At 65.1% G+C, this 9503-nt stretch carries 11 protein-coding genes; 4 read left to right on the forward strand and 7 right to left on the reverse strand.

Annotated features, from left to right (window positions below; translation table 11 throughout):
- Positions 1–141 precede the first annotated feature (141 nt).
- Complete coding sequence (gene fliJ, locus I6F36_RS29895; protein WP_025032035.1) at positions 142–561, reverse strand: flagellar export protein FliJ; 420 nt, start codon at positions 559–561, stop codon at positions 142–144.
- A 121-nt stretch (positions 562–682) separates the two neighbouring features.
- Complete coding sequence (fliI, locus tag I6F36_RS29900) at positions 683–2008, reverse strand: flagellar protein export ATPase FliI (RefSeq protein ID WP_036011877.1); 1326 nt, start codon at positions 2006–2008, stop codon at positions 683–685.
- Between the two features lie 448 nt (positions 2009–2456).
- Between fliI and ctrA the strand changes: the two genes are divergently transcribed.
- From ctrA to I6F36_RS29920, 4 genes are all read left to right on the forward strand, one after another.
- Positions 2457–3158 (forward strand): response regulator transcription factor CtrA, encoded by a 702-nt coding sequence (ctrA, locus tag I6F36_RS29905; RefSeq protein WP_016848562.1) that lies wholly within the window; start codon positions 2457–2459, stop codon positions 3156–3158.
- Between the two features lie 163 nt (positions 3159–3321).
- A complete protein-coding gene (locus I6F36_RS29910) occupies positions 3322–3726 on the forward strand; it encodes a DUF350 domain-containing protein (RefSeq protein WP_036011880.1) in 405 nt (134 codons plus the stop codon).
- A gap of 1 nt (position 3727) precedes the next feature.
- Complete coding sequence (locus tag I6F36_RS29915) at positions 3728–4108, forward strand: hypothetical protein (protein WP_074448088.1); 381 nt, start codon at positions 3728–3730, stop codon at positions 4106–4108.
- Positions 4109–4111: 3 nt separating this feature from the next.
- Complete coding sequence (locus I6F36_RS29920; RefSeq protein ID WP_036011885.1) at positions 4112–5272, forward strand: glutathionylspermidine synthase family protein; 1161 nt, start codon at positions 4112–4114, stop codon at positions 5270–5272.
- 157 nt (positions 5273–5429) lie between these two features.
- Here the strand turns inward: I6F36_RS29920 and I6F36_RS29925 are convergent, their stop codons facing one another.
- The 5 genes from I6F36_RS29925 to I6F36_RS29945 all read right to left on the reverse strand — a co-directional run.
- The gene (locus tag I6F36_RS29925; RefSeq protein ID WP_225172724.1) at positions 5430–6302 is read right to left on the reverse strand and encodes a protein-glutamate O-methyltransferase CheR; all 873 of its coding nucleotides are present in this window, start codon (positions 6300–6302) and stop codon (positions 5430–5432) included.
- The gene (locus tag I6F36_RS29930; RefSeq protein WP_036036029.1) at positions 6299–7486 is read right to left on the reverse strand and encodes a chemotaxis response regulator protein-glutamate methylesterase; all 1188 of its coding nucleotides are present in this window, start codon (positions 7484–7486) and stop codon (positions 6299–6301) included. The genes I6F36_RS29925 and I6F36_RS29930 overlap by 4 nt, the downstream gene beginning before the upstream one ends.
- Positions 7487–7561: 75 nt before the next feature.
- Positions 7562–7927, reverse strand: coding sequence for a PleD family two-component system response regulator (locus tag I6F36_RS29935; protein WP_007600538.1), 366 nt, complete (start codon positions 7925–7927; stop codon positions 7562–7564).
- A 74-nt stretch (positions 7928–8001) separates the two neighbouring features.
- Positions 8002–8472, reverse strand: coding sequence for a chemotaxis protein CheW (locus I6F36_RS29940; RefSeq protein WP_074448087.1), 471 nt, complete (start codon positions 8470–8472; stop codon positions 8002–8004).
- A gap of 32 nt (positions 8473–8504) precedes the next feature.
- Positions 8505–9503 (reverse strand): response regulator (locus I6F36_RS29945; protein WP_225172725.1); only part of this gene is annotated, 999 nt, incomplete at its 5' end.

Consider the following 9503-nt stretch of genomic DNA (forward strand, 5'->3'; position numbering starts at 1 on the left):
TAGACCCCGGCACCGCACCACCATAGCGCGCGGCCAAGCGGACCACCAAGGGGCGCGGCGCCACACTGTGGACAGCACATGCGAAAACCCGGACCTTGCGGGTCCGGGTTTTGGCAATTCCTGGAGGGGCGGGCTAGCGGCTCAGGCGACGGCGCCGATGCGGGCACGCATCAGGCCGATGCTGTCGAGGTCGGCCTGCTCGCGGGCGTTCTCCTCGGCGCGCTCGCGGGCCTGGTCGCGCTCGTCGAGCAGCTCGACCTTTTTCAGCTCCTCGAAGGCCTCGGCCAGTGCGGCCTTGGCTTCCTCGAGCTGGCCCTTGAGCTCGTCGGCCGAGCGGGTCAGGTTCTCGCGGCGCTGGATCGCGGCTTTGGCGTAGGTCGGGTAGGCGAAGTGCGAGGGATCGTTGATCCCGGCGCGCTCCTGCTCGGTCTGGATCTCGCGTTCGAGATCGACCGACATGCGCTGGAAGTCGGCGATCATGGTCTCGATCTGGGTGACCCGGCGGCGCTTCTCGTCGACCTGAAACTTCTTCAGGCGGATGAGGGTATCTCGTGACTTCATCGACTCGTACTCCCCAGAAGTCCCCCCGCTGCACGTGGGACGATACCGGTCACCCCACGGGCCCGAAGGGGGCCCAGACCGGCTCTGCTACTCTGTGGGATCGGATGATGACCGGACAAAGTTAGCGTTCCGTTTCCAAATTGCCGAGGATTTGCGCCAATTGGCGATAGCCCTCCGCGAGCGATGCCTTTTCGTCCTTGCGCTGGCGCAGGAAGGCTTCCAGCGGCTCGTTGAGGCGGATGGCCTCGTCGACCTCGGGACTGGAGCCGGCGCGGTAGGCGCCGAGACGGATCAATTCCTCCATGTCGGCATAGGTCGCCATCACCTGGCGCGCCCGCTGGATCACCGGCCAGAACTGCGGATCGGCCGATTTCGGCATCGTGCGCGAGACGGATTTGAGAATGTTGATCGCGGGATAGCGGCCGCGCTCGGCGATCGAGCGCTGCATCACGATGTGGCCGTCGAGGATGCCACGGACGGCATCGGCGATCGGCTCGTTATGGTCGTCGCCGTCGACCAGCACCGTGAAGATCGCGGTGATGGCGCCCTCGCCCAATCCCGGCCCGGCACGCTCGAGCAGCTTCGGCAACTCGGTGAAGACGGTCGGCGTGTAACCCTTGGCGGTCGGCGGCTCCCCGGCAGACAGGCCGATCTCGCGCTGGGCCATCGCAAAGCGCGTCACCGAGTCCATCAGGCAGAGCACGTCCTTGTCCTCGTCGCGAAAATATTCGGCGACCGCGAGCGTGAGGTAGGCCGCCTGGCGGCGCATCAGGGCCGGCTCGTCGGAGGTCGCGACCACCACGACTGAGCGCGCAAGGCCCTCCTCGCCGAGATCGTCCTGCAGGAATTCCTGCACCTCGCGGCCGCGTTCGCCGATCAGCCCGATGACACTGACATCGGCATCGACGTTGCGCGCCAGCATCGACAGCAGCACCGACTTGCCGACGCCGGAGCCTGCGAAGATGCCCATGCGCTGACCGCGGCAGCAGGTGAGGAAGGTGTTCATGGCGCGCACGCCGAGGTCGAGCGGGCTGCCGACGCGCTTGCGCGAATGGGCGGGCGGCGGCGTATTGCGGAACGGCATCGGCGAAGAGCCCTGCGGCAGCGGCCCCTTGCCGTCGATCGGCTCGCCCAGCGCATTGACGACGCGTCCCAGCCAGGCCGCGGACGGCCTCACCTGGTTGGCGGCATTGGCGATGACCGCCTTGCAGCCGCGGCGCACACCCTCGAGGCCGGCGAACGGCATCACCACGGCATTGTTGCCGGAGAAGCCGATCACCTCGCACGGGATGGTGCGGTTGGCGCCGGTCTCGATCACCAGCCGCGCGCCGACCGACATCGCGTGGATAGGGCCGGCCACCTCGACCATCAGACCGCGAACGCCGACCACGCGGCCATAGATGTTGATGCCGTCGATGTCGCCGATCTGTTCGGCCAGCGCCTTCATCGGGGGGCCTTCATCAGCAGCGCACCTTCATATGAGGGTCCTCATGAGATGGTCGCCTTCGGTGATCCCGGGACATCACGGTGAAAACCTTAAGTTTCGCCATATTTCTGAACGGCGCTTAACTTCGTGTTTACCCGCATCATTAATCATTGCGTCACTGTCTTTGAGACTGAGCGTGCCTCCCCTTCAGAAGAAGGCTGAGTCGCGGGAGTCGGTTAGGCCCGTCTCTTAAAGTGGAGCTTGAACGGAATCGGGTAACGAAAGCTACTTCGTACGCAAGACCTTAGGGCGATTCGACAAAAATTGCACCGGGGGGACTTGCGTTCCAGAATCAGACTTTGTTAACCATCTGTTGTCAGGATCCGAATCAGTTGTTCAAAGGCGTTTTGTTGAGTGCCGCGAATGCGGCCGACCTGACGCCCAGGAGCGGCGACTATGGGGAACTGGCATGCGCGTTTTGCTGATTGAAGATGACAGCGCCGTCGCGCAGTCGATCGAGCTGATGCTGAAGTCGGAGAGCTTCAACGTCTACACGACCGATTTGGGGGAAGAAGGCGTCGATCTCGGTAAACTATACGATTACGACATTATTCTCCTCGACCTCAACCTGCCCGACATGTCCGGCTACGATGTGCTCAAGCAGCTCCGGGTCTCCAAGATCAAGACACCGATTCTGATCCTCTCCGGCCTCGCCGGCATCGAGGACAAGGTCAAGGGTCTCGGCGTCGGCGCCGACGACTACATGACCAAGCCCTTCCACAAGGACGAGCTGGTGGCCCGCATCCACGCCATCGTGCGCCGCTCCAAGGGCCATGCCCAGTCGGTCATCCAGACCGGCGACCTCGTCGTCAACCTCGACACCAAGACGGTGGAAGTCGGCGGTCAGCGCGTGCATCTGACCGGCAAGGAATATCAGATGCTGGAGCTGCTCTCGCTCCGCAAAGGCACGACCCTCACCAAGGAAATGTTCCTCAACCACCTCTATGGCGGCATGGACGAGCCCGAACTGAAGATCATCGACGTCTTCATTTGCAAGCTCCGCAAGAAGCTCGCCAACGCCTCCGAGGGCCGCAACTTCATCGAGACCGTCTGGGGCCGCGGCTACGTGCTGCGCGAGCCGCACGAGGCCGACGAGCGCATCCCCGCCTGATCCCTGGGTTACGTCGCGAGCCCAGGCAGGCTCGCTCCTCCCAGCCTGGACCCCGCCGCAAATGGCGGGGTTTTCGTTTTTGGGGGACGCTTCATTGGAAGCTTAACGTTTGAACCCCTAGCCTTCCCCTGCCGACGAATGGTCGCTGCACGATGGGGGAACGATGATCCTGCAATCACTCGCCGGCCTGCCCGCCTTCCTGGTCTATTTCTGCACCGGGCTGATCGTGATCGTGGCCTATCTGTTCGTCTACACCCGCATCACGGCGCATAACGAATTCCAGCTCATTCGCGACAACCAGCCGGCCGCGGCGATCGCGCTTGGGCTCAGCCTGCTCGGCTTCGTGGCGCCGCTGGTCAGCGCCATCGCGCATTCGGCCAACGTGCTGGACTGCCTGATCTGGGCGACGATCGCGCTGATCGTGCAGGTCATCGTGTTCTATCTCGTCAAGGTTCCGGTGCCGGACTTGTCGAGGCGCATCGATGACGGCGAGCTTGCCCCGGCGATCTGGCTCGGCCTGTCCTCGCTCGCCGCGGGCCTGCTGAACGCCGCCAGCATGATCTACTGACATGGCCGACAAACCCGCCAAGAAGGAGTTCGGCAAGCGCCGGCCAGTCGCCGAGCCGCCGCGACCGCCGGTGAAGCGCTCCGGCCACGTCGCGCTGCTGGTGATGGGCACGATCGCCGTCGGCACCACGGCCTATACCTTGATGCCGCGGCAGAACTGCGAGCCCACGCCCGGCGCCGTGCCGGGGCAGACGACCACGACCTGCACGAGCAGCAGCAGTTCGTCGGGCGGCAGCAGTTCGCGCTGGTCGTCGCGATCGAGCTTGTTCAGCGGCGATTCCTCCAGCCATTCCTCGTCGGGAACGTCGTCCAATGTCAGCCATAGCAGCGTGAGCCGCGGCGGCTTCGGCTCGTTCGGCCACGGCTTCTCGGGCGGCGGCTGATCCATGCAGCGCATCACCTGCCTCGAGCGCGACGACTGGCGGGAGACCGCCGCACGATGCGGCTTCGTCTTCCACACCATCGACGGCGAGCGCTATTGGGACGAGCGCGCCTATTATGGCTTTACGCTGGAGGAGATCGAGCGAGGCATCGAGGCGCCGACCGGCGAGATCGACGCGATGTGCCTGGAACTCGCCGGCCGCGTCATCGGCGACGAGCGTTCCTTGCGACGGCTGAAGATTCCGGAAGCGTTCTGGGGCCTGATCGTCGAGAGCTGGAAGCGCGACGACCGCAGCCTCTACGGCCGGCTCGATCTGAGGTTCGACGGCAAGTCGCCGGCAAAGCTGCTCGAATACAACGCGGACACGCCGACCTCGATCTTCGAGGCCGCGGTGTTCCAATGGACCTGGCTCGAACAGGCGATCGAACGCCGCGTCATCCCCTCGCGTGCCGACCAATTCAACTCCATCCACGAGCGGCTGATCGCGGCATGGAAGGAGATCGCTGGGAGCCGTCACGTCCATCTCACAGGGATCACCGGCAACGAAGAGGACGCCGGCACGCTCGCTTATCTCGAAGACACCGCGCGCCAGGCCGGACTCTCGACGACGCTGCTCGACATCGAGCAGGTCGGCTGGCGCGACGAGGCCGGCGGCTTCGTCGATCTCGGCGAGAACGACATCGCGCTCGCCTTCAAGCTCTATCCCTGGGAATGGATGTTCCAGGACGCCTTCGGCGCAAAGCTGAAGGATGCGCCAACGCGCTGGATCGAGCCGCCGTGGAAGGCGGTGCTCTCCAACAAGGGCATCTTGCCGCTGCTCTGGGAGATGTTTCCGAACCATCCCAATCTGCTGCCGGCCTTCTTCGAGGACGATCCGCGCGCCGCCGAGCTCGGCACGTCCTATGTGCGCAAGCCGCTGCTGTCGCGCGAAGGCGCCAATGTCACGCTGGTCTCCGGCGGCATGCCGCTCGACGAGCAGACGGGGCCGTACGGCGCCGAAGGTTTCGTACGTCAGGCGCTGGCACCGCTGCCGAACTTTTCGGGCTGCTATCCGGTGATCGGAAGCTGGCTGGTGAACCACGAGCCCTGCGGGATATCGATCCGCGAGGACGAGAGCCCGATCACGGGCAACCGCTCGCGGTTCTTGCCGCATGCGATTTTGTGATTTTGTCATTCCGGGGCGCGACAAAGTCGCGAGCCCGGAATCCATAACCACAGTCGGATGGAATGGCCCTGGTCTAACCGCCTGCCTATTTCGATGGCCTGTGGTTATGGATTCCGGGCTCCGCGCTTATGCGCGGCCCCGGAATGACAAAGAGAACTCATCTCGCCGCGGCGACCTTCAGCGGCTGCGGCATCAATCCGCCCATCGGACGGCCGGAGCGCGCGGGGTTGAGCTGATAGAGGCCGCGGCGATCGGCGATCGGGCGGAATGCATCGGTGATGCCGACGACGGATTCGGCAGCGCCCAGCAGCAGCGTGCCGTCGGCTTCCATGGCTTTCGCCATGCGCTCGAAAATCACCGCCTTGGTGTCCTGGTCGAAATAGATCAGCACGTTGCGGCAGAAGATCACGTCGAACGTGCCGAGATGGGAAAAGTCCTGCAGCAGATTGAGCTGGCGGAACTGCACCATGGCGCGAATGTCGGCGTTGAGCTGCCAGAGCTCGCCGGTTTGCGTGAAGTATTTCACCAGATGCTGGATCGGCAGGCCGCGCTGCACCTCGAACTGGCTGTAGAGGCCCGCCTTGGATTTCTCCAGCACCTCCTGCGACAGATCGGTGGCGACGATCTCGATGCGCCACCCCGCGAGCGCCGCGCCCATCTCCTTCACGCACATCGCGATCGAATAGGGCTCCTGCCCGGTCGAGGCGGCCGCCGACCAGATGCGAAGCGACTTGCGCGCCGCGCGCGCCTGGATCAGGCCCGGCAGGATGCTGTCGCGCAGGTGATCGAACGGAATCTTGTCGCGGTAGAAGAACGTCTCGTTGGTGGTCATCGCTTCGACCACGTCGGTCGCAAGCCGGCCGTCGCCGTTCCTGATCTTCAGGACGAGGTCGGGGATGCCGGGAACGCTTGCCTTGCGGGCGAGCGGCAGCAGCCGGCTCTCGACCAGATATTGCTTGTCGGCGGAGAGATCGAGACCGGAGCGCTCTTTCAGGAACTTGCGCAGATAGTCGTAATCTGCGGGCGTCACGAGCGGTCTCCAGCGAACAGGCGGTTGACCTTGGCGCCGATCTGGTTGAGCGGCAGGATCGCCGCGCAGATGCCGGCATTGGCCGCCGCGCCGGGCATGCCCCAGACCACGCTGGAGGCTTCGTCCTGCGCAATCACGCTGCCGCCGGCCGCGACGATGTCCTTGCCGCCGCGCATGCCGTCCGAGCCCATGCCGGTCAGGATCACCGAGAGGATGTTGCCGTGCCAGACGTCGATGGCGGAGGTGAAGAGCGGATCGACCGCAGGCTTGCAGAAATTGACGGCGGGGCCGTCGTCGAGCGCGATCACAGGATCGGCGCCGCTGCGCGTGACGCGCATGTGCTTGCCGCCCGGTGCGAGGTAGATCCGTCCCGGCTTGACCGGCTCGCCGTCGACCGCCTCGGCCGCCGGCCGGCGGCTCGAGCGCGCCAGATGCTCGGCCAGGATGGTGGTGAAGGTCGGCGGCATGTGCTGGGTGATCAGCACCGGGAAGCGATCGATCACGGCGCCGAGCTCGGTGACGAGCGACATCAGCGCCTGAGGACCGCCGGTCGAGGAGCCGATCAACAGCACCTTGGGCGCCTGGGTCGAGAACGGACGCGTTGACACCGAGCCTGACGAGGGGGCCGGAGCGGGCGCAGGCGCGGCAGGCCGCGCGACAGGACTGCGCGCGACGGGAGCCGGGCTCGCCGGCGCCAGCGGCGGACTCGCAACCGCAGACTTGCGACGCAGCCGCGCGCCGAGATGGCGGATCTTCTGGATCAGGTCGTGATGGAAAATGTCCGCGGCCGACGCCTCACGCGTCGATTCCGGCTTGGGAATGTAGTCGGCTGCGCCGAGCGACAACGCCTTGAAGCTGATCTCCGCGTTGCGGCGGGTCAGGGTGGAAGCCATGATGATGACGAGATCGCGCTTCTTGGCGAGCAGTTGCGGCAGCGCCGAGAGGCCATCGAGCTCGGGCATTTCGATGTCGAGCACGGCAACATCGGGATTGATGCGGTCGAGCTGGTTGACCGCCTCGAGCCCGGTGCGCAGCGAGGCCGCGACCTCCATGTCGTGCTCGGCACCAATCCAGCGCGAGATCAGACCGCGGATGACGACCGAGTCGTCGACGATCATCACCCGCAGCGGCCCGGTTTCGCGCGACGTGCCCGTGGTCGAATTACCTGCGAACGCAACACTCATTACACACCAACTCAGACTGAAACGGTTCAGTTGAAAACAAGCGCCGAAGGATCCGTTCAGCCTCCGGGAGATCGCTCAGATCAGGCCGACTTCCTGAAATTTCGCCGTCACGATGTCCTTGTCGAACGGCTTCATGATGTATTCGTTGGCGCCGGCGTGCAGAGCGCGCGCGATATGCGCGACGTCGTTCTCGGTGGTGCAGAACACCACCTTGGGCTGGTCGCCGCCGGGCATGCGCCTGAGATGGCCGAGGAACTCGTAGCCATCCATGACCGGCATGTTCCAGTCGAGCAGCACCGCGTCCGGCAGGCCGCGCTTGCAGGCCTCCAGCGCCTTCTCACCGTCCTCGGCTTCGAGGATTTGGAAGTCGAGCCCCTCCAGGATCCGGCGCGCAACCTTTCGGATGACGCTGGAATCATCAACGACGAGACAAGTTCGCATGTGAACCTCTGCTTCCTTCCCCCCTTTGCGGGGGCACTTCCAATCGCAAGTCCCTCGGCGGCAATGCCGCCGTATCAGGCCGCCATCATCTCGGGCGCGAGCTCGAGGACGCGGTCGACGTCGAGGACGACCATGAGCTGTCCGTCGAGGCGGTGGACGCCGCCGGCGAGCTTGGCCATGCGGGGGTCGAGGTTGACGGGGTTTTCTTCCTTGCCGTCCTCGGGCAGGCGCAGCACCTCGCCGATCTGGTCGATCAGGAGGCCATAGGATTCGCCGCGCAGGTCGACGCCGACCGCCATCGCTGTCTTGCCGTCCTCGTCCTTGGGCAGGCCGAGGCGCGAGCGCATGTCGACCACGGTGACGATGCGGCCGCGCAGGTTCAAAACGCCTGCGATCTCACGCGAGGCCAGCGGCACGCGGGTGACGCGCTCGGGCATGAACACGTCCTGGACGCGGGAGATCGGCAGGCCGAACAGCTGGCCACCGATCATCGCGGTGACGTACTCGACCATGGCGCCTTCGCTGGACTGGGTCTTCTTGCTCATTTCAGTGTCTCCTGGTCCATGCCGCTCAAGGTTTAAGCCGCGGCCGCCCGGCTCAGCTCGGAGGCGCCGGCGGCACCCGCGGTCTGCTCCTTCAGCGCCGCGATCAGGCCGGGACGGTCGAACTTGGCGACGTAATCGTGGAAGCCGGCCTGACGGCCGCGCTCGATCGCCGCCGGCGACACCAGCGCCGACAGGCCGATGATCGGCATCGAGGCGAGGTTGTTGTCCGAGCGGACGACTTCCGCGAACTCGAACCCGTTCATGTCGGGCATCTCGATGTCGGTCAGGATCACGTCGAAGTTTTGGGCGCGCAGTGCCGCGAGGCCCTCCTGCGCGGTCGGCGCGGTGCGGACGCGGTAGCCGGCGGCCTTCAGCACCGGCGCCAGCATGTTGCGGAAGAAGGCCGAGTCGTCGACCAGCAGCACCGACTGCGAATGCAGCGACGGCTTCATCTCCTTGCGGGTGAACCAGTCGGCGAACGCCATCGGCAGGAAGTGGCCGACGTCGATCACCTCGGTGGCCTGGCCCTTGATCACGGCCGAGCCGAGAATGCCGGAGGAGGAGCCGCCGACCTCGATGTTGAGCCGTTCCTCGACGATGTCGATGATCTCGTCGACGACGAGGCCCATGGAGCGGCCGTCGTCGGCGAACACCAGGATCGGCTGGGCGCCCTGGCTCGCAATGGTGACGCCTTCCATGGCCACCAGCGGCATCAGCTGCTCGCGGTACTGCACCATGTAGCGGCCGTTCGAGAACTCGATCTTGTCGGCCGGCAGCTCTTCCAGGCGCGTGACGAGGCCGAGCGGAACTGCCTTGGGCTGCGACGAGCCGGCGCGGAACACCAAGAGCGAGGTGGTCTGCTCGCCACTTCCGATGTGATGGCCGGCCGCTTCGTCACCCATGTCATGGGCCGAGGAGCCGGCGGCGCCGAGCGCCTTGGCGATGCCGTTGGGATCGATGATCATGATGACCGCGCCATCGCCCAGAATGGTGTTGCCGGAGAACATGTCGATGTGACGCAGTTTTGTCGA

The sequence above is a fragment of the Bradyrhizobium sp. BRP19 genome (assembly GCF_020194195.1).
GTDB classification, from domain to species: Bacteria; Pseudomonadota; Alphaproteobacteria; order Rhizobiales; family Xanthobacteraceae; genus Bradyrhizobium; species Bradyrhizobium yuanmingense.

Bases quoted from the DNA above. Each gene is read 5' to 3' on its own strand.
- fliJ (WP_025032035.1), bottom strand. From the start codon at position 561: ATGAAGTCACGAGATACCCTCATCCGCCTGAAGAAGTTTCAGGTCGAC.
- fliI (WP_036011877.1), bottom strand. From the start codon at position 2,008: ATGAAGGCGCTGGCCGAACAGATCGGCGACATCGACGGCATCAACATC.
- ctrA (WP_016848562.1), top strand. From the start codon at position 2,457: ATGCGCGTTTTGCTGATTGAAGATGACAGCGCCGTCGCGCAGTCGATC.
- I6F36_RS29910 (WP_036011880.1), top strand. From the start codon at position 3,322: ATGATCCTGCAATCACTCGCCGGCCTGCCCGCCTTCCTGGTCTATTTC.
- I6F36_RS29915 (WP_074448088.1), top strand. From the start codon at position 3,728: ATGGCCGACAAACCCGCCAAGAAGGAGTTCGGCAAGCGCCGGCCAGTC.
- I6F36_RS29920 (WP_036011885.1), top strand. From the start codon at position 4,112: ATGCAGCGCATCACCTGCCTCGAGCGCGACGACTGGCGGGAGACCGCC.
- I6F36_RS29930 (WP_036036029.1), bottom strand. From the start codon at position 7,486: ATGAGTGTTGCGTTCGCAGGTAATTCGACCACGGGCACGTCGCGCGAA.
- I6F36_RS29935 (WP_007600538.1), bottom strand. From the start codon at position 7,927: ATGCGAACTTGTCTCGTCGTTGATGATTCCAGCGTCATCCGAAAGGTT.
- I6F36_RS29940 (WP_074448087.1), bottom strand. From the start codon at position 8,472: ATGAGCAAGAAGACCCAGTCCAGCGAAGGCGCCATGGTCGAGTACGTC.